Below are 19,492 nucleotides of genomic sequence, written 5' to 3' on the forward strand. Positions count from 1 at the left end.
ATTAAGAAAAGTTTACCTACCTTAATCAGCTCTTAACAATACCGCTATTTAAGGTAATTGCGCTCATCTTTTTATACAGAGGCATTGAGCTGGTTGGCTAAATTGTTAAACGGCGTTCAATAGCATTCAGTGAGCGATCGCACACATCTGCAATGCTAACGCCGATTACAAGGTGGTTGTCAGCCGTAATTACCCGTAAATCTGTATCGGCATTACCGACTTGACCGATTTTTTGCCAATATTTGCCCAGTTGCTCCTTTAAATAGGATTCCCAAATTTCCGATCGCTCTTGCTCTACCGAAACAATAATTCTTGCGCCGCCTTCCCCAAAAAGCAGACGATCCCAACGCATAACTTCTGTTGAGGTCATGCCTAAATCGATTTGGGCACCCAAGCGACTGCTAATGCAAGATTCCGAGAGTGCAACTGCGAATCCTCCCTCTGCACAGTCATGGGCCGATCGCACCCAACCTTGCCGAATTCCCTCCCGACAGGCAGCTTGCACCAGACGTTCCATCTCAAAATCTACCACTGGCGGAGTTCCGGCGATAATACCATGAATTGCGGCTAAATACTCAGACGCACCCAAATCGATTTGGGATTTGGGATTTGGGATTTTGGATTGCAAAGGCAAACCCAAAAGATAAATTAAATCTCCTTCTGCTTGCCAACCTTGACCGCAAATCTTGGTGAGATCGGAAATTAACCCTACCATTCCCACAACCGGAGTTGGGTAAATAGGTTGAGGATTTCCTTCACTATCCAGAGTTTCGTTGTACAGAGAAACATTGCCACCAGTCACAGGTGTACTAAATTCTCGACAAGCTTCAGCTATTCCCCGACAAGCTTCTGCCAGTTGCCAATAACCTACAGGCTTTTCTGGACTGCCGAAATTGAGGTTATCTGTAACTGCCAAAGGTTCTGCGCCTACACAGCTGAGGTTGCGTGCAGCTTCTGCTACTACTGCTTTGGCACCTTCGTAGGGATTGAGATAGACGTAACGGGAATTGCAATCAACAGTTGCAGCGACGCCCAATTTTAGATTTGGCGCGAAGTGGGCGTCTTGGCGGTTCCCGTCACGATGCCCACCTTCGCTAGAGAGGATTGGGGATTTTGGATTGGGGACTTCTTCAGCTGGGCGAATCCGCACAACCGCAGCATCTGCGCCACCGGGTAAAATTACGGTATTGTTCTGCACTTGATGGTCATACTGGCGATAAACCCAACGTTTAGATGCGATCGTCGGATTATCCAACAAAGTCAGTAAAATATCATTCCAAGTTTGCATATTTCCTTGGATTTCGATCCCAGATGCGGTACAGGGAGGGAGAGATTCCGCTGTCCATTCCCAGGCTTTCCGGGCATATTCTGGAGGTTCGGCTAGTAGTTCTCGGTGATAAATGGGTGTGTTATCGGCTAAAGCAGTAGCTGGAACTTCCGCCGCGACTTTACCCTGAAATAAGATTCGCACGATCGGCTCTGAAATTACCGTTCCTGCGACTACCGCTTGCAGTCCCCATCTATGGAAAATATCAATTAATTCCTGTTCGCGTCCAATATGTGCAACAAACAACATCCGTTCTTGGGATTCTGAGAGTAAATATTCGTAGGGAACCATCCCACTTTCCCTAACTGGGATTTTATCTAAATCCAGTTCAATTCCCACACCGCCTTTAGCTGCCATTTCCGAAGTCGAACAGGTAATACCAGCTGCACCCATATCTTGTGCGGCGACAACAGCGCCTGTTTTGAAGGCTTCCAGACAAGCTTCGATCAGGGATTTTTCTAGGAAAGGATCGCCTACTTGGACTGCGGGCCGATCGTCCATTGAAGCGTCGCTAAGTTCCGCACTGGCAAAACTTGCGCCTCCCATACCATCTCGTCCGGTGGTAGAACCGACATAAAGCACGGGATTGCCGATTCCTACTGCACCAGATTTTACGATATCCTGGGTTTCCATCAACCCCAGTGCCATCACATTTACCAAAGGATTTTCCGAGTAGGCCCGATCGAAGTAAACTTCACCGCCGACTGTGGGTACTCCAACGCAATTACCGTAGTGCGAGATTCCCGATACCACGCCACTGAACAAGCGTCTGGTACGCGCATCTTCCAGAGAACCAAAGCGGAGGGAGTTCAATAGGGCTATAGGACGCGCCCCCATTGTAAAGATATCGCGGAGGATGCCTCCCACGCCTGTCGCCGCACCTTGAAACGGTTCGACTGCTGAGGGGTGGTTGTGGGATTCGATTTTAAAGGCGAGTCGGAGTCCGTCGCCTAAGTCTACTACTCCGGCGTTTTCTCCGGGGCCAACTAAAATTCTTTCTCCCTCGGTGGGAAACTGTTTGAGTAGGGGTCGGGAGTTCTTGTAGCAGCAGTGTTCTGACCACATGACGCCAAACATCCCCAGTTCGGCTTTGTTGGGATGGCGATCGAGGCGTTTGACGATTTCTTGGTATTCTTCAGGCTTGAGACCTTCAGCAGCAATTTCTTCGGGAGAAAAGGGAGAACTGGTAGACATGGAACCTTTGCACAGATAGCACAAAGTTAATTTTATCTAGATTTCTGCCACTACTTTTGCTTTATGTGTTTCTCTAAGAATGAATCTAGCAAGCCTGCATCTCTGACACCAGCAGTTCCGCCAAATCTTGCCACCCGGCGTTGGCTAATGGCTATAACTTCGGAATTAGGGACAAATTTAGGAGTCTGCAAGGCGACGAAAAACCTCTTCCCATCGTTGTTCTACAGCTAAATAAGCTTTCCATACTTCTGCATCTTCAGCCACAAGAGTGGAACTATTATCCTCCGTTGTGTCTTTGTGAGAGGGAATATTATGGTCAACTCTGTTATCGCTGGATAGATTTGTTTGAGTTTGTCTATTTGCCGATTCTATTTCATCGGATTTGGATAATTTTTCTACTGGCTTGGTTTCCATTCTTACCCCACTAGCTAGGTTTGTTGCAAAACGTTGTGTATCGGTTCTGCTGCTAGTTCTAGCTTATCGGGGTGGGTGAGGAGCTTGTAGCCCAAATACATCACGCAGTAAATTCATCTGTCCCACTTTTGCTAGTTCGCTCAAGGGTGTGGTGTCTGCAATGACAATCACTTTTTATATTTCTCCAACATCCGAAGGGTTTCAGATACTTCACGCTCTAACTCTTCTCTAGTCTGATCCGGAAACGGCGAGATGTCATATTCACTCATCAAGTCGATAACTTCCACGCGAGGAATACCTAATATTTCCGCTGCTCGTCCGCTACCGATCTCGTTATGCCGCAATAATGTCATTACGTAGGCTTCTTTTGCTTTGTTTTCTGCTTCTAACCTGACTGCTTCAGGTATTTGTGAAATCTCTAAATTGAATTTGATTTCTATTTCTGATTGTTGCACGGCTTTAAAACCACCTTAGCTTAATTAGGTTTGTTGCAAAACGTTGTGTGAATAAGTTCTGCTGCTAGTTCTAGTTTATCGCGATCGGTCAGGGCGTCTAGGTCTATTGTGAAGATCGCTCTCGAAAGGCACAACTTCTCCCGCTTCAGCCTGCTGTTGGGCTTCACGGAGTTCATCCTCAAAACCGGGGATGCTCAACAGTTCCTCAGTTGCCTCGTTTTCTTCTCTTTCTTGCAGATAAGCGAGGAAATCAACGGCTACTCGCAACCGTTCTGGGGAAAGCCGATCTAAACGACGCTGTGCTTCATTAATTAAGGTGATGTCTTTCTGTTCTATTTCCATGTGGCCCCCACTAGCTAGGTTTGTTGCAAAACGTTGTGGATCAGTTCTGCTGCTAGTTCTAGCTTATCGCGGTGGGTGAGGGCGTCTAGATCGACTGTGATGGCTGACTTGCGTTTGGGGATGGGTGGGGGTGGGGGTGTGGTGGGTAATTCTAAAGTTTCGTAGAAGTAGTCGATGGTTTTGCCATAGACGCCTGCGAAAGCGGGTAACTCCTTCTCGGCGTCTACCTTGCGCTTCCCGTTCTCGACACACGATATGGCTTGTTGGCTCAGTGTTATCCCATAACGATTCTCCAGCTGCTCAATGACTTGCTCTTGAGTAAGACCGAGTGATTCGCGGGTAGCCTTAAGGCGCTTGCCCAAGGAGAACGCCATATCAGGAAATCGTGTGAAGGACAGTAAAATCCTATAATTTTTGTTAAGAAGGCTCTATACGTTTAACGTATAGATATACGATATTCATGTAAAGTTTAAGCCGATGAGATTTTCGCTACTGAGGTGAACTCATCAGAGCGTGAATAATTAACTATGGCTAGAAAACAGTGGCTTGCTCGTTTGAGCATAGTAGTTTTGTTTGGATTTACAGGAGGCTTATATTTAGTTCAAGAGGGGATCGAACCGCAAATTGCCCAAGCATATATCCAAAGAATTAACATTTCATTAGATCGCCAGCCTAATGAAAGCTACGACACTATTATCCGCAGGGCTGAGTCAGTGGCGAGATCGGCAGTTCAACGTAGTTTTGACAGTGACATTTTAGTTACTGATGCTTACATTGTAGTTACTGGTCAAAATAATGGTTTAATGACACCAATTATGTCAATAACAGTAAGTCGCTCTCAGTGGAGTAATAGACCCGATATTCAGAGATGGGCAAGATATTATCCAAATACTAGATCTCTACTAGATTTTGATAGAGTTACGACTAGCAATCAACCAGCATCAGCCAATTCTTCAAGTCAATCTACCAGTATATGCGATTCTAATCAAGATCCAATTGGTAAACAACTTTGTAAACTAGCTGAACTTTTAATAGGAAAGGAGAAGTTTCAAGCTACTGTGACGGGAACTGTATCTGCAAAACCTGAAGAGGTTGCCATCTTGGGTGCCAGCTGTCGTGCTGCTGTTCCGATCTTATTAAAAGCACCTGCTACGGCACAGTTTCCCGAAGAACCAATAGTCTCCGAAGTTGTAAAAGGTGTGTACGTAGTATATGGTAAAGTTGATTCTCAAAATAGTTTTGGGGCTTTATTACGCGGTAATTACACTTGTATCTACCGCAATACTCCACAAAAAGGAATTGATCCTGTTTACATTGAGGTTAAATGATTTTATTTGAAGTAATGAGAAAGCGATCGCACTCCCATTTTGCAAAATGGGAGTGCGATCGCTCTATTTCACAATATCTGCACTGACTGTGTAGTAATCTCTGTCAACTTAGCTAATGTTACATCATTCGTTAATAAGGTTGCATTTAAAGATTGTGCTGTTGCTGCAATTATTGCATCTGGCAATCTCAGCCTATACTTTTTACGTAAGCCAATAGTTAATTCTTTGATATTAGCTTCTATTGCCACTACTGTAATTTTAGTCAAAAAATTACGAATTTGTGTCTCTTCATCTACACTTATACTTGGATAATATAGCAATTCAATTTCCGTAATCACCGATAAAAAATATTCTCCTGCTGGCAAAGGATCGAAGAGCCGACCGCCCAGAAAGTATAAAACTATATTGGTGTCTAACAAAATTAAAGGTTGGGTCACTACCACTCATCCCTCATTTGTTGCTGATACTGCAAAGGGTCTTCAGTTAATTTTATAACGCCTGCATACTTAGAAATATTAAACTCTTCTTTTTCTAGCACTTGAGATGCCTCTAATAGTTGTTCAATTTTCTGCCAGTCTTCATAATCAATCAATACGGCGACTGGTCGCATGGATTCATCCGTAACAATTTTTTTGCGAAAAGGTAACATAACTGAAGGTTAGAGATTGAATATTTTACTATTTTATCATAGTTTTAAAGCTAAGAATGGGTGAAAAGCGATCGCCATTTTGTCAAGGAAGAGATTAAAGCGCGATCGCTTTTTCATTTACTATGGCATGAAATTGCGATCGGCCCTAATCTAAATCCCGATAAATTATCCTTCTATCCGATCGCCAGCAGACGCTTGTGCAGCCTGTCTCACTGCTTCAACATCCAAGCCTAACGCCAAGGCTATCTGTTCCACACTTAATCCAATTGCCAAGAACCCCGGCACAGATTCCAGCTTACCTTCCAGCTTACCTTCCAGCTTACCTTCCAGCTTACCTTCCAGCTTGCCTTCCAGTTTACCTTCCAGCTTGCCTTCTTGCTTAGCTTCTTGATAAACCCGCGTCTGCTTTAAGTCACTTAATCCAAACATAGCCTCTATCTCCTGGCGACTTAACGTGGTAAACTTGTAAACCAATATGCTCTCAATCAATTCTAGAACTTTTTGCTTGAGTGCTTCATCCGACAATTGCGTCCGTGCTTGCTGCATGAGTTGATGAGTTAGCTGAACTGCTGTCTCCTGGGTTCCAACTACTAGCTGTACCATGCCGATAGATAAAGAAGGAGATGCTATTTCTGCTAACTCATCGAGATATACAAATGTGACTTGCTGACTCATCAGCAAACCTCGATACTGCATTGGCACTCCCGAATCTAGATTGCGACTAGCAAATATTGCTACGGCACGCCAATCGTAGGTAGGTTTGTATTGACCGAGGTAAACAAAAATTTCGGTGAAGAAGCGCCAGTAAAAGTCAGATTTGGGCTGAAACTGTACCTCAACAAAGTAAATCGGTTGGTCAATGGCATTTTCAGGCGGTAAAAATAAACCATCGAAGGTACGCGCTAGTTCTTTGATTTCTCGTGAAGAGAATTCATAGCTATTAGCTAGTGATGGGGATTGACCGATTAGTTCAAATAAGAGACTGGGAAAAGTTTGGAAGAGTTGATAGAAAATTGTGTCTGTTTTCACAGGGGTTGGTTGTGATGCCGGGATTGATTAACTTTATTTTGGCATGATTAGGGTGCGATCGCACGGCTCTTTGGGGATTATTATGCTAATGTTCAAGAGCGACATTTTTGTAGGGACACGGCATCATAAATATGTCGGTTATCCGAAAAATTTAATTATGCGGTGTTCCTACAACAGCGTATTTGACACGAAAGAACCAACCTTATCAGTTTTTGCTAGTGGTTACAATGGTGGTGAGAGTGATAACTCTCGTCACAAACACAGAAAATTTTATTCTCCCACTCGCTCGTAGCTAGTTTAGTACAAATAGTTGGCAGAATTACGGTAAAAGTCGTTCCGCAGCCTACTTCACTTTCAACCAAAATTGTACCGCCATATAATTCTACGCCTCTCTTCACAATTGCCATTCCTAGCCCTGTACCCGAAAAGTTTAAGACATTACTCGCTCTATGAAATACTTCAAATAAGTGTTCTCGATCTTCTTGGGGAATGCCCACACCCTCATCTTTGATGCGAAAACTTATTTGGTTTTTTTGGCAACTTAGATCGAAGTAAATTGTACTGTCCTGTGGCGAATATTTTACAGCGTTTAAAAGCAAATTCATTAAAATTTGCCTGAGCAGTGTTTTCTCCGATACTAAAGTTACATTCTGACAAGTGCTGATAAAGGCAAGCCTATGCGTTGTTTTTGTAATTGTCTGAACATCTTGCCAAATAGCTTGGCAGAAAGATTTCAGTTCAAATGGCGGTATCCGAGTGGTTTTTTTTCCACATTCAGCTTTGCTAATTGCCAGAAATCCTTCTAACAATTCATTCATGCTTTTGACTGTCACTGTAATTTTTTCAAAATACTGTCTTCTATCTTTCGCCGTAAACTTATTACCGTGCAGTTTTAGCAAGTCGCTAGTTGTTATAATAATCGTTAGAAATGTACGCAGATCGTGACATACCATTGACAAAAAGCGAGATTTTATCTCATTAATTTCTTTTTCTTTTGCCAATTTGGCGTGCATCATTTCTTCAGAATACTTGCGTTCGGTGATCTCCTCTACACTTCCTTCATAACTTAGCAATTGACCGTTGCTATCATAGATAGCGCGTACATTTTCAGAAATCCAGATCGCACTGCCATCTTTGCGATATACTTGGGATTCAAATCTGTACACTACATTGCAATCTTGCAACAAATTCATTAACTCTATATGCCGATTGGGATCGACATATAACTGCTCTTTGATGTCTGTAACAGTCGCGATAAATTCTGATGGCGATTCGTAACCATAGATGCGAGCTAGTGTTGGGTTTGCTATTAAGTACTTACCATTATTTGTAGCTTGAAAGATCCCCACTAGGGCGTTTTCAAAAAGGCTGCGATACTTTATTTCTGTTTCCAGCAGCGTTTGCTCTAATATCTCTCTTTTGGTAGATACGCTGGATGCAAATTCTGGTGTAATTTCAAGAGCCTGAGTACTATAAACTTCATGTTCGACATTCCAAGACATTTGTTAAAAAACTCCATGAATAACGACACGAAAATTTGTTATCGAAAATCGTAACTTGAGTAATTTTCAAGTAGTCAAGTTTTTAGTTGGGCTGAAAAAAGTAGGGAATCTTTGTGGGCCAAAGCTTCAATCTTTCTGCTAGACTGAGTGCAAGTTTTTACACTTTTTCTAGGTATTGCAGCAAAAATTAGGTGGGCGGCGCTATAAGAGAAAATGTAACCAGCAATTCACATTTTTCTCCTTTTATCTAAGGTAGACTAATAGATTAATTTAAGTTGTAGCATTGATTACAAATAAGTTTTTCTTAATCCCTATTTTTCATCAAATCAATGCTGATTTCGAGAGATTAATTTTTTACATATAAAATAGTTTATAAAAGTATGTATTCTGTGACCCGATCGGCCCAAGGATACGATCGACAATCTCAGTACTGTTAGTGATATAAATCACAATAATAGATGATTTAGATCGCGATCGCACTTTCGTTGAATCGTCATACTGCAAGATAACTGAACTCAAACTGAGTCATCGACAGGGAATACACGACCAGCCGACAGCTACTACAGACTGTCGGTTTTTTGTTGACAAAACTTTATGGAGAAGGGGCTAGGGCTAGGGGCTAGGGGGAAGAGAGAGGGCCATTAAAATTTCCCCACCGCTTGCCAGTGTCTTGACACCAAATCAGCCAAGAAGCACGAGTAAGGGTGGGGAAACAAGTTAAAATCAAAGGGTTGAAGTTTGCTAGCGTCTTCAACGGAAAATTTGCTTCAGCCCAGCCCGGTTTCTAGGTATTTTTAAAGACCCAGAAATTAGGACATTGCCTGAATAATGTAATCAAAGTAAGGCGCTGCCTCAGCTGCATCATCTTCCGTGAGAAGTGCTACAGAAGCTTTCTTCAAACAGCGGACGGCTTCAGCCATGCCGGGTACGGGTACGCCCAAGGAGTTGTACATTTCCCGCACGCCAATCAAACCAATTTTCTCAATGGGATCTTTGTCGCCAGAGAGAACACCATAGGTGATCAAGCGCAAGTACCAGCCATAGTCTCGCAAGCATAGTGCCCGTTCGCGCTGCCCGTAAGCGTTACCGCCAGGGGAGATAAAGTCGGGGCGTTTCTGCCACAGGAGTTTGCTAGCTTCTTGAACTATCTTTTTTTCGTTTTCGGCAAGCGTGGCGGCGATGCGTGTCCGCTGGATGCCCGTTTGCAAAAACTCTTTGATACTCTTGAGTTCGCCGGTGCTAGGATAACGAAGTTCGTCATCGGCTTTGAGAATGACTTGGCTAACTACGCTCATATAGATATTGCGATTGCGCTAACTCACGATAACATTACGTAGTTTAACGAGTCTGTAGGACACAAAGGAAGAGGGGGAGAGGGGGAGAGGGGGAGAGAGGGAGAATTCAAAATCCACAATCTAAAGTTTAAAATCCAAAATCTGAAGCTATCTGGTAACAGAGATAGGGAAATGGGGAGATAGGGAGATGGAGATAATTGAGAATTCAGAATCTAAAATAGAAAATCTAAAATCGGAAGACCTTTGGGAACAGGGCAATTTGGTTGAGGTGACGATCGCAGATTTAACTGACTCTGGCGACGGAGTAGGGCGTTGGGGGGAACGGGTGGTGTTTGTACCGGATATGGTGGTGGGCGATCGCGCTTTAGTCCGCTTGGTGCGCGTTAAACCCGGATACGCTCACGGCAAACTACATGAAATTTTACAACCATCTGCCTACCGCATTCGCCCTAGCTGTATTGTGGCAGATAAGTGCGGCGGTTGTCAGTGGCAGCAGATTAAGTACCAGTACCAGCTAGAAACGAAGCAAAATCAGGTAATTCAAGCTTTGCAACGCATTGGCGGATTTGATAATCCAAACGTCGATCGCATTTTGGCGGGTGACTCGGCGTTGGGATATCGCAACAAAGCGACTTATCCCTTGGGAATATCATCCACGGGACAGATACAAGCTGGATATTACCAAAAAGCCAGCCACAAAATAGTTAACCTGAATCAGTGTCCCTTGCAAGATGCGCGGTTAAATCCGCTGCTGGCAGAGGTGAAACTGGATATCCAGCGTCGGCGTTGGCAGGTGTACGATGAAACGAGCCACAAAGGACAGGTGCGGCATCTGGCGTTACGAATTGGACGCCGTACAGGTGAGATGCTGCTAACTTTGGTGGTGAAGGATGGGAAGTTGCTGGGGATCGAGGCGCAGGCGCAAGAGTGGATGAAGCGGTATCCCAACTTGGTGGGGGTGTCGCTGAATCGGAATGACGATCGCACAAATGCTATTTTCGGCGGGGAAACTCGTTGTATTGCGGGGAAACCTTACCTGCGAGAGGAATTTGCCGGATTGCAGTTCCAAATTCTGCCTGATACCTTTTTTCAAGTTTACACAGAGGTAGCTGAGGCGCTGTTGCAGGCGATCGCATCTGAGTTGAATCTGCAAGGCGATGAGGTGCTGCTGGATGCCTATTGCGGTATCGGTACGATGACTTTGCCTCTGGCGAGACAAGTGCGACAAGCAATTGGTTTGGAGGTGCAACCGGAGGCGGTGGAACAGGCGCAGACGAATGCCGAACTGAATGGGATAACTAATGCCACATTTCAAGTTGGCGAAGTGGAGAAATTGCTGCCCCAGTTGGAAGTGACGCCGGATATTGTGTTGTTAGATCCGCCGAGGAAGGGATGCGATCGGTCTGTCATCGATACCTTACTGCAAATAAGGCCCGATCGCATCGTCTACGTCAGTTGCAAACCCGCTACCCTCGCCCGCGACCTCAAATTATTGTGTCAAAACGGCGAATATCGCTTGACAAGAGTGCAACCTGCCGATCTATTTCCGCAGACAGCGCACGTTGAAGCAGCCGCTTTTTTGGTGCGTAGCAGCTTATGACTCAAATGCTTACATCTGCCCACGCGCCGGCCCCCGCCAGCCCGCGCCCGCCTGGGGTTCAAACCTCCGGGCTAATAGCAAAAGTCCACTGAAGTGGACTGCAAAACTTTCTTGAGTCCACTTCAGTGGACTTTCGCTATTAGCCTGTGAATTAATTCACAGGCGGGTGAGTGGGTAGTGCAAAATCTGAATATTACCAAACTGCTTTTTTAGGAAAGTGCAATGACAGAAAATCCTAATCAACCGAGAGAGTTTGATGTCGTAATGGGCGGTCAAAATCCGCCCCTTATTAATGCCGTTGTCTTAGGAGGAATCGAAGGGGTTAAACGACGCTTAAATTACCCAGATGTAGAAGTGCGAATTGCTGCACTTTGGGATGCGCTTAAATATGGAGAAGCAGGCTTAGACTTGGTAATTCAGGCTTTGCAAGATAAATCAAAGCAAATTAAATTTACTGCTTATTCCCTCCTCAAAGATAGAACAGAACCAAAAGTTAAACATAAGCTAGATAAATTTCTTCCGCGCTGCGAGTTTGATGTCATAACCGTAGATGTATTTGGGCAAGAAATCAGTCGTCGCCGTCAGGAAGCCCGATACTTCATAGACGACTTGGGGAATGGAGTTTTTCTGGAAATGGTGTTAATTATAGGTGGCACTTTTCTGATGGGTTCACCAGAATATGGGATAGGATGGATCTGGAACGAAATCCCCCAACATCAAGTAACAGTCCCATCGTTTTTTATGGGTAAATATCAAGTAACTCAAGCACAATGGCAAGTTGTCGCTGCATTACCCCAAATTAATATATCTTTGAATCCGAATCCATCTTACTTTCAAGGCGCAAATCGACCAGTAGAAAAAATATCTTGGCATGAAGTAGAAGAATTTTGCGCCCGCCTTTCCAGAGAAACAGGGAAAATTTACCGCTTACCCAGCGAAGCAGAATGGGAATATGCTTGTCGGGCGGGAACCACTACGCCATTTCATTTTGGCAGAACGATTACGGCGGAATTAGCTAATTATAATGCACACTATATTTATGCTTCCGCACCAAAAGGAATTTTTCATCAGCAGACAACAGATGTGGGGAGTTTTCTTCCGAATGACTTTGGGTTATACGATATGCACGGAAATGTTTCGGAATGGTGTGCTGACCCCTGGCATGATAAATATAAAGATGCCCCTATAGATGCCAGTGTTTGGGAAGAAGATAGTAATAATAATGGCAGGCTAATGCGCGGTGGTTCGTGGGGCAGCCGTCCTGGATACTGCCGTTCGGCGTCTCGTAGCAGGCAAGATGCGGGCAACAGTGACAGCCTGATTGGTTTTCGTGTTGTCTGTGCTGCGCCGTGGAATTAGTAGCTCTTTATACTATTAAACTAAACTCTCGCTCAACAAATACTAAACCTGTAGCAAGACGACTGGGATATGCACTTGGAAACTCTCAAAATCCTTATCTGTTGTGAGAATACTGTACCCACGACGATGAGCCGCCGCACATAGCAAAAAATCCGTGTTTGAACCTTGAATACCATGAGTGCGACAGGTATTAAAGAACTCGGCGGCTAGTTCGTAGTCCTCGGTTGTTAGCTCCAAATCAGGGAAAGCGCGCAGCAAATCTCGCAATCTGGTAAACTGTTCGGCATGACGAATGCCAGAAAGTACTTCTTGGCGAATGGCTCCGAGTAAAATAACTCGTCCGTCAGTAATCAAATCGCGTAAAAGACTGATGATTGCTCCCGCATCGGCTGGTGCGTTTCGCCGTAAAGCTAGTGACCAAACGGAAGTATCGACAACTACTTTCATATTTTTTGCCGTTGTTGCTTGTAGTCGTAATCTTCGTCGTAGTCAATAGTGCCAAAAAGTTCCAATACTTTAAGTTGCTTGCGGTGTTGGATGTACTCGCGTAGCGCAGCCTCGATTGCCGCGCTGGTTGTAGGATGTTTACCCAGTGCAAGGGCTTCTTGGAGGAGGGTTTCGTCAATTTGGATATTAGTCACTAGACTTCGGTAGAGCGATCGCATTATTCAGGTTACATATATTTTATAGCGGTTTGCAGCCCAGAAACCGGGTTTCTGTCTACACTTTACCTTTTTTTCTTTTTCCTTGCCGTCAGAGGTAGCTATCATTTGAGCAGAAGTGATATAACTAGATTATTGGCAAATCCGCTAAATTTACCCGATCGCTTTTTTCCTCTTGCAATTCGCCATGATAACAACCGCAGTAACAACTAAACGACTCACCTTTGAGGAGTACCTTGCTTACAACGATGGTACAGATACTCGCTACGAATTAGTTAATGGAGAATTGGTTCCTATGAGCCTTGGCAGTGGACAACACGGTGGAGTAGCCGAATTTCTCAACGATAATTTTCGCTCTGAAATTCAACGGCTAGGATTAGACTGGACATCTAAACAAATGCTGATTGGTATACGTTCTCCCCGTGGTGGTCGATGGGACACTTCCCGCATCCCCGATGTTGTTGTCATTTCCTTATCTCAATGGCGCGATTTGCGAAACCGAGAGGCTGTTATCGAACTCAACGAACAGCCTCCATTGTTAGTAGTAGAAGTTGTCAGCGAATCAACAAAAACGACAGATTATCGAGCCAAGCGAGTTGAGTATAATGTACGAGACATCCCAGAATATTGGATTGTGGATCTGTTAACCAATAAAGTGACAGTTTTTACTCTGATTGAGGAACTATACGAACCAGTTGAATTTACGGGTTCCGATAGTATTGTGTCTGGAACTTTCCCTGAGTTAGAATTAACAGTAGATCTGGTATTAACCGCCGGAGAGTAGGAAATTTTTTTTATGGTGTTGCATAAATTAGAGAAAATCAAACAAATATTTGCTGAAATGGATCGGGCCTCGATCGCGTATTCTGGGGGCATTGATAGCACGCTGGTAGCAAAAATAGCTTATGATGTCTTAGGCGATCGGGCCTTGGCCATCACCGCCGAATCTCCCTCATTGCTGCCTGAAGACTTGGAGGATGCGCGAATTCAAGCGGCTGAAATTGGTATTCCCCATGAGGTAATCCAAACTCACGAGATGGAGAATCCCAATTATACCTCTAATCCTGTAAATCGCTGTTATTTTTGCAAAAGCGAATTGCACGACACCCTCAAACCTTTGGCGTTGCAGCGCGGTTATCCCTATGTGGTCGATGGGGTGAATGCAGACGATTTGAAAGATTATCGTCCGGGGATACAAGCGGCCAAAGAAAGGGGGGCCCGATCGCCTTTAGCAGAAGTTGGTATAACTAAAGCAGAAGTGCGAGAAATATCCAAACATTTAGGTTTACCTTGGTGGGATAAACCAGCGCAACCTTGTCTGAGTTCTCGCTTTCCTTACGGTGAAGAAATTACTGTCGCCAAATTGCAAAGAGTAGGCAGATGCGAACTATATTTGCGTAAGTTAGGTTGGCGAAATTTGCGCGTTCGTTCCGAAGGAGATACAGCCAAAATTGAATTACCGCCCGAACAAATAAAAGAGTTTGTTTTAACTACAGATTTGCCAACATTGGTGTCGGCGTTTCAGGAGTTCGGCTTTCTCTACGTAACCCTGGATTTGGAAGGTTATCGCAGCGGTAAATTGAATCAAGTTTTGACGCCAGAAATCCGCAATTCCACACGATCGGGGATGACGATCGGCTAGCAGCAGTAGGGTGCGTTACGCTAAAAGCTAACGCACCTCAATCTATTTATTTCAATAGACCTCTCCAGAAATTAAAGGTGCTAACCCTTGAGCCGTTGTAGAGACGTTGCATGCAACGTCTCTACATTCTTTTTTGGAGAGGTCTAATATATAGCAAGGTTAGGAGCGGTTTAACAAAAATTGTTGAAAACTTCATATAAAATTTACAAATAGCCGCTCAGCTTTATATTATTGTGCGCGTCTTATCAGCTTTAGTTTCCCAAATCTAAATAAATTATTAATAAATAAAAACCTTTGTTAAGTAGAATTAAAAATTCTCATTTTTGCTGAGAAGGATATGTAAACATCGAATTATCTACAAGTATGTGCAAACCCATTCACAAATGGGTGTTTATATGAATACAAAAACTTACGATCTAGCTTCTTTAAACTTGAAAAGTCTGAGTGGTTTAGCTCAGACCTTTTGCCAAGTTAGCAATGGGATGAATGGAAAGTCTTACGGACTAGAGTTTTTAGGCATAAAAAACCCCGGTCGGATCTACCGCAATCTATCAGTTCCTCAGCTAGTGGAACACACTTTAGCAAGGGGAGAAGGGGTCTTGGGAAACAATGGCGCTCTTTTTGTGAGAACGGGAAAATACACGGGCCGATCGCCTAAAGATAAATTCATAGTTGACGAACCAAGTATCCATGATGAAATAGATTGGAATAGCGTCAATGTTCCCCTTTCCGTCGAAAAATTTGACCGGATCTACAAGCGGATGCTGGCTTATATTCAAAGCAAAGACTTGTATATCTTTGATGGTTATGTTGGTGCCGATTCAAGATACCAACTAAGCGTCAGAGTGATTAATGAACTGGCTTGGCAAAATTTATTTTCCCATCAACTTTTCATCAGACCAACAGCAGAAGAACTAAAAAATCATTACTCTGATATCACCGTTATCGCGGTTCCAGGTTTCCAGGGAGATCCAGATATTGATGGCATCAACAGCGAAGCGTTCATTATTCTCAACTTAGCCAAAAGAATCGTTTTAATTGGCGGTTCTCAGTATGCTGGTGAAATCAAAAAATCCGTCTTCTCATTCATGAACTACTTGATGACAAAACGCAATGTTTTGCCGATGCACTGCGCTGCCAATATGGATGAAAAGGGCAACACGGCTTTATTTTTTGGACTTTCTGGCACTGGTAAAACAACTTTATCTGCCGATCGGACACGCCGGTTAATTGGCGATGACGAACATGGATGGTCGGAACAGGGAATATTTAACTTTGAGGGTGGATGTTATGCCAAAACAATTCGGCTTTCAAAGAAAAACGAACCGCAAATATGGGATGCGCTTCGTTTTGGCGCTTTGATTGAAAATGTAATTTTCGATGAAGAAAGCAGAGTGCCAAATTATGACGATGATAGCTTGACGGAAAATACCAGAGCAGCTTATCCGGTAGAATTTATTCCCAATTGTGTTATTCCTGGTGTGGGAGGTCATCCGAAAACGGTCATTTTTTTGACGGCTGATGCGTTTGGGGTTTTGCCACCGATCGCAAAACTAACTAATAGGCAGGCAATGTACCATTTCATGTCCGGTTACACCAGCAAGCTGGCGGGTACGGAACGAGGTGTTACTCAACCGGAAGCTACTTTTTCATCATGTTTTGGTAAGCCGTTTCTGCCACTTTCTCCTACTATTTATGCTGAGATGTTGTATGAAAGAATCATCCAGCACGACGCTGATGTGTATCTGGTGAATACGGGGTGGACTGGTGGGCCTTTTGGCGTCGGTCGTCGCATCGAGATTAAAGATACTCGCGCTATGGTTGCGGCGGCTATTAATGGCGAGTTAAACCATGTAAAATTTCATCACCACCCGATTTTCCAAATTTTAGTACCGGAAGCGGTTCCTGGGGTTAATAGCGCGATTTTAGACCCTGAAAAGACTTGGAGCGATCGCGTAGCTTATGAGCAACATGCGAGAGCTTTGGCTAGGCGTTTTGTAGAAAACTTTAAGCAGTTTCATCGAGTTCCTCTGGAAATTATGGAGGCAGCCCCATGTATGGAGTAATATGAAATTCGGGTTTATTAAGTAGGTGGGCGTAAATAAACTCAACTCCCAGAAACCCGGTTTCTCCAAGAAACCGGGTTTCTAAGGGCTTGGCAGTTTTACGTTTAAAAAGTTTTTATAGAATGGGTGATACTAACTAAAATTCGCTTTGGAGGGAAAAAGCAGTGGGCTTAAAGCTTGAGCAGGTAATTCCGTGGGGCCGATCGATGCAGGAATATGTCAAGATGTTTGGTTTGACACCAGACGATTTGAGGTTGGCGATTCTGGATTGTGCGGGTGGCCCAGCAAGCTTTAATGCTGAGATGACGCGCCAAGGATACAAGACGATCTCTTGCGATCCGCTTTATCAGTTTACGGAAGATGAAATTGCCCAGCGAATTCAGGATACTTACCAAACAGTTATTGAAGGTGTCCAGGCAAATTTGGACTCATATATTTGGGAAGATATACAGTCACCCGATCGACTGGGGAAAGTTCGGATGACAGCGATGCACCAATTTCTAGAAGATTTCCCAGCCGGATTTCAAGAAGGGCGCTATTTAACAGATGGGTTGCCGGTTTTGCCTTTCAATAGCAATCAGTTTGATTTGGCTTTGTGTTCTCATTTCCTGTTTAGTTATTCCGATCAACTTTCAGAAGAATTTCATCTGGCTTCGATTTTAGAAATGAGTCGCGTTGCCAGAGAAGCGCGGATTTTTCCCGTTTTGAATATATCGGGGGAGGTGTCACCATTACTTGAACCAGTAATGAATAAATTGGAAATCCAGGGATACACTTTGGAAATCAGGCAGGTTGCTTACGAATTTCAAAAAGGCGGCAACCAACTGTTGCGGGTATGTCCGCCAATGTGAAGTTTATTGGATGGTTTGCGCTTCTACGGGAACTAGATAGCACCCGTGAATTCTCCAACTGCCGTTGGGCTGATTTTCCATGACGTAAAGGGCCCTCATTGGCACACCGTCGGGATCGAGTAGCAGTACTGGTTGACTTAAGTATCCGTTGACGATCGCAAGATCGTCAAACACCACCGCACGTGGGCGGTACACTGCTTGGTAATGAGCCCTTACCATTTCCATAAACATTTCTGCGCTTTGGAATGTCGCCTGAATTCCCGGAGTGGCAAAGGAGAATGCAGTAATTTCATCGTCAATTTGAAATGCTTCCAGCTGGCTTTCGATCACACAGCGAATGGTTATGCGATCGGTATCGGTAATTTGCATATCTTTCACCTCGATGGATATAGCTCCTAGTTAACTCCCTTATCAGATTATAGAAAGTCTGATGCCTTGGAGAAAACCCACATAGAGGTATACAGCCCTTGTCAGGTGAGTAAGGTATAGCATTTGGGAGAGTGGGAGAGTGGGAGAGTGGGAGAGTGGGAGAGTGGGAGAGTGGGAGAGTGGGAGAGTGGGAGAGTGGGAGAGTAGGCCAAAAATCCTGTCCCTCATCCAAGCGCAAATCGCTATATACAAGCAAAATCCCCCTGGGTGAGGATGCGAATCTCTATGTTTCGCACCATGAAGTTACATCAAGTTTTTATGCGGGAATACTAAAATTAGCAAAGTTAGGAAACAGGGGCAATATGATAAGTTACGTCAATTTAAGGAAAACCGGGACAGGCTGGGAATTTGAGAGTGAAGAGGTTTTGGAAGATTTTGCCTGGGCTAATTTAACCCAGCTATTCGGCTTAACTCCTCTAAAACGTCAATATATTGTAAATGACCAAAGATGCGACATTTTAGCGCTGGGTGAGAATAAACAGTTGGTGGTGCTGGAGTTGAAAAATGTTGAAGATCGATATGTTGTTCAGCAGCTAACTCGTTATTATGACGCTTTGCGCCAAGAGAAACCTTTTAACGAAGAGGTGGACTATGAGCAACCTATTGGGTTAATTGCGGTTACTCCAAGTTTTCATCGAGATAACTTTACAGATAGGAAGTATTGTCATCTAAATGTCCAATTTTTAAGGTTTGAGGTTTTGGCAGGTGGGGAGAAGTTTTATTTACAGTTGAATGATGTGGATAGTGGCAAACTTACTGAATTTGATATTTATTATCAGGAAATAGAAAGTAATGATGATAATAAACCTGCGCCTCCCAGAGCGCTTATTAATATTTTATCTAAATTTTCAGATGCTGATAGTCAATTGTTATTGCGTATGCGGCAAAAAATACTTACCTTTGATAAACGAATGCAAGAAAAAGTTGAATCAGGAAGTATTAGCTATGGTAAAGGAAAGAGTAAACCATGTGCTGAAATCATGGGCAAAAAATCTACATATAGAAAGAATTTAATCATTCCACGCCTAATTTTATGGCTGCCCATTTCGCCGGATTTAAATAAAATTAATAGCTTTAACAGAATCGGTAGAATGATAATTTCGAGTAAATCGTTTCCCAGAAATTCATTTCTTAGTCAGATCGATCAATATTCCTATGTTGCCTACAAACCAAAGGAGTCTCGTTCTCATTCTGCTAATCAGTATTGGAGCATTGAACAATACATCCGTTTATATTTGGGTACAGAAGAATATGTATATCCTCCTTTGGGTGATATAGATTGTATTAATTTTTTAGTCGAACTAGCTTTAACGGAATGGCTTAAAAGACTTTAAAAATAATCCAGATG

General features: G+C 43.7%; 21 protein-coding genes. 8 read left to right on the forward strand and 13 right to left on the reverse strand.

Annotated features, from left to right (window positions below):
- Positions 1-97: 97 nt before the first annotated feature.
- The 5 genes from purL to LAY41_RS19915 form a co-directional block, all read right to left on the reverse strand.
- Positions 98-2,521 (reverse strand): phosphoribosylformylglycinamidine synthase subunit PurL, encoded by a 2,424-nt coding sequence (purL, locus tag LAY41_RS19895; RefSeq protein ID WP_249101911.1) that lies wholly within the window; start codon positions 2,519-2,521, stop codon positions 98-100.
- Between the two features lie 177 nt (positions 2,522-2,698).
- On the reverse strand, positions 2,699-2,935 hold the full coding sequence (locus LAY41_RS19900) for a hypothetical protein (protein WP_249101913.1): 237 nt from the start codon (positions 2,933-2,935) through the stop codon (positions 2,699-2,701).
- Between the two features lie 167 nt (positions 2,936-3,102).
- Complete coding sequence (locus tag LAY41_RS19905; protein WP_249101914.1) at positions 3,103-3,390, reverse strand: UPF0175 family protein; 288 nt, start codon at positions 3,388-3,390, stop codon at positions 3,103-3,105.
- Positions 3,391-3,465: 75 nt separating this feature from the next.
- Entirely contained in the window at positions 3,466-3,732 is a 267-nt protein-coding gene (locus tag LAY41_RS19910; protein WP_249101915.1) for a hypothetical protein, read from the reverse strand.
- Between the two features lie 14 nt (positions 3,733-3,746).
- Positions 3,747-4,106 carry a helix-turn-helix domain-containing protein gene (locus tag LAY41_RS19915; protein ID WP_249101917.1) on the reverse strand — a complete coding sequence of 120 codons (360 nt, stop codon included), beginning with the start codon at positions 4,104-4,106 and terminating at the stop codon, positions 3,747-3,749.
- 153 nt (positions 4,107-4,259) lie between these two features.
- On the opposite strand from LAY41_RS19915, the gene LAY41_RS19920 reads away from it, so the two are divergent.
- Complete coding sequence (locus LAY41_RS19920; RefSeq protein WP_249101921.1) at positions 4,260-5,060, forward strand: hypothetical protein; 801 nt, start codon at positions 4,260-4,262, stop codon at positions 5,058-5,060.
- Positions 5,061-5,128: 68 nt separating this feature from the next.
- On the opposite strand, the gene LAY41_RS19925 is transcribed toward LAY41_RS19920, so the two are convergent.
- From LAY41_RS19925 to LAY41_RS19945, 5 genes are all read right to left on the reverse strand, one after another.
- A complete protein-coding gene (locus LAY41_RS19925) occupies positions 5,129-5,497 on the reverse strand; it encodes a type II toxin-antitoxin system VapC family toxin (RefSeq protein ID WP_249101924.1) in 369 nt (122 codons plus the stop codon).
- Positions 5,497-5,709, reverse strand: coding sequence for a hypothetical protein (locus LAY41_RS19930; protein WP_249101927.1), 213 nt, complete (start codon positions 5,707-5,709; stop codon positions 5,497-5,499). Before LAY41_RS19930 ends, LAY41_RS19925 begins: the two co-directional genes overlap by 1 nt.
- Positions 5,710-5,874: 165 nt before the next feature.
- The gene (locus tag LAY41_RS19935; RefSeq protein WP_249101929.1) at positions 5,875-6,738 is read right to left on the reverse strand and encodes an Rpn family recombination-promoting nuclease/putative transposase; all 864 of its coding nucleotides are present in this window, start codon (positions 6,736-6,738) and stop codon (positions 5,875-5,877) included.
- Positions 6,739-6,953: 215 nt separating this feature from the next.
- On the reverse strand, positions 6,954-8,240 hold the full coding sequence (locus LAY41_RS19940; RefSeq protein ID WP_249101931.1) for a PAS domain-containing sensor histidine kinase: 1,287 nt from the start codon (positions 8,238-8,240) through the stop codon (positions 6,954-6,956).
- Positions 8,241-9,049: 809 nt separating this feature from the next.
- Positions 9,050-9,535: an allophycocyanin subunit alpha-B gene (locus LAY41_RS19945; RefSeq protein ID WP_249101933.1), complete on the reverse strand. Its 486-nt coding sequence runs from the start codon at positions 9,533-9,535 to the stop codon at positions 9,050-9,052.
- 187 nt (positions 9,536-9,722) lie between these two features.
- Here LAY41_RS19945 and rlmD point away from each other — a divergent pair, with 187 nt between their 5' ends.
- Positions 9,723-11,135, forward strand: a complete 1,413-nt coding sequence (gene rlmD, locus LAY41_RS19950) for a 23S rRNA (uracil(1939)-C(5))-methyltransferase RlmD (protein WP_249101935.1) — start codon at positions 9,723-9,725, stop codon at positions 11,133-11,135.
- A 222-nt stretch (positions 11,136-11,357) separates the two neighbouring features.
- Entirely contained in the window at positions 11,358-12,494 is a 1,137-nt protein-coding gene (locus LAY41_RS19955; protein WP_338023026.1) for an SUMF1/EgtB/PvdO family nonheme iron enzyme, read from the forward strand.
- A 42-nt stretch (positions 12,495-12,536) separates the two neighbouring features.
- Here LAY41_RS19955 and vapC read toward each other — a convergent pair whose 3' ends face one another.
- Both vapC and LAY41_RS19965 read right to left on the reverse strand, forming a co-directional pair.
- Entirely contained in the window at positions 12,537-12,941 is a 405-nt protein-coding gene (vapC, locus tag LAY41_RS19960; RefSeq protein WP_249101937.1) for a type II toxin-antitoxin system VapC family toxin, read from the reverse strand.
- On the reverse strand, positions 12,938-13,135 hold the full coding sequence (locus LAY41_RS19965; RefSeq protein ID WP_249101938.1) for a type II toxin-antitoxin system VapB family antitoxin: 198 nt from the start codon (positions 13,133-13,135) through the stop codon (positions 12,938-12,940). The genes vapC and LAY41_RS19965 overlap by 4 nt, the downstream gene beginning before the upstream one ends.
- A 208-nt stretch (positions 13,136-13,343) precedes the next feature.
- Here LAY41_RS19965 and LAY41_RS19970 point away from each other — a divergent pair, with 208 nt between their 5' ends.
- From LAY41_RS19970 to LAY41_RS19985, 4 genes are all read left to right on the forward strand, one after another.
- Entirely contained in the window at positions 13,344-13,940 is a 597-nt protein-coding gene (locus tag LAY41_RS19970; RefSeq protein WP_249101940.1) for a Uma2 family endonuclease, read from the forward strand.
- Positions 13,941-13,952: 12 nt separating this feature from the next.
- Positions 13,953-14,798: an ATP-dependent sacrificial sulfur transferase LarE gene (gene larE, locus LAY41_RS19975; protein WP_249101942.1), complete on the forward strand. Its 846-nt coding sequence runs from the start codon at positions 13,953-13,955 to the stop codon at positions 14,796-14,798.
- A gap of 395 nt (positions 14,799-15,193) precedes the next feature.
- Entirely contained in the window at positions 15,194-16,864 is a 1,671-nt protein-coding gene (gene pckA, locus LAY41_RS19980) for a phosphoenolpyruvate carboxykinase (ATP) (RefSeq protein ID WP_249101945.1), read from the forward strand.
- 164 nt (positions 16,865-17,028) lie between these two features.
- Complete coding sequence (locus LAY41_RS19985; protein ID WP_249101948.1) at positions 17,029-17,715, forward strand: SAM-dependent methyltransferase; 687 nt, start codon at positions 17,029-17,031, stop codon at positions 17,713-17,715.
- A gap of 3 nt (positions 17,716-17,718) precedes the next feature.
- On the opposite strand, the gene LAY41_RS19990 is transcribed toward LAY41_RS19985, so the two are convergent.
- The gene (locus LAY41_RS19990; protein ID WP_249101950.1) at positions 17,719-18,084 is read right to left on the reverse strand and encodes a DUF4864 domain-containing protein; all 366 of its coding nucleotides are present in this window, start codon (positions 18,082-18,084) and stop codon (positions 17,719-17,721) included.
- Positions 18,085-18,239: 155 nt separating this feature from the next.
- On the opposite strand from LAY41_RS19990, the gene LAY41_RS19995 reads away from it, so the two are divergent.
- Positions 18,240-19,478 carry an endonuclease NucS domain-containing protein gene (locus tag LAY41_RS19995; protein ID WP_249101952.1) on the forward strand — a complete coding sequence of 413 codons (1,239 nt, stop codon included), beginning with the start codon at positions 18,240-18,242 and terminating at the stop codon, positions 19,476-19,478.
- The last annotated feature ends 14 nt before the right edge of the window (positions 19,479-19,492 follow it).

The organism is Argonema galeatum A003/A1 (genome assembly GCF_023333595.1).
In the GTDB taxonomy this organism is placed as follows: domain Bacteria; phylum Cyanobacteriota; class Cyanobacteriia; order Cyanobacteriales; family Aerosakkonemataceae; genus Argonema; species Argonema galeatum.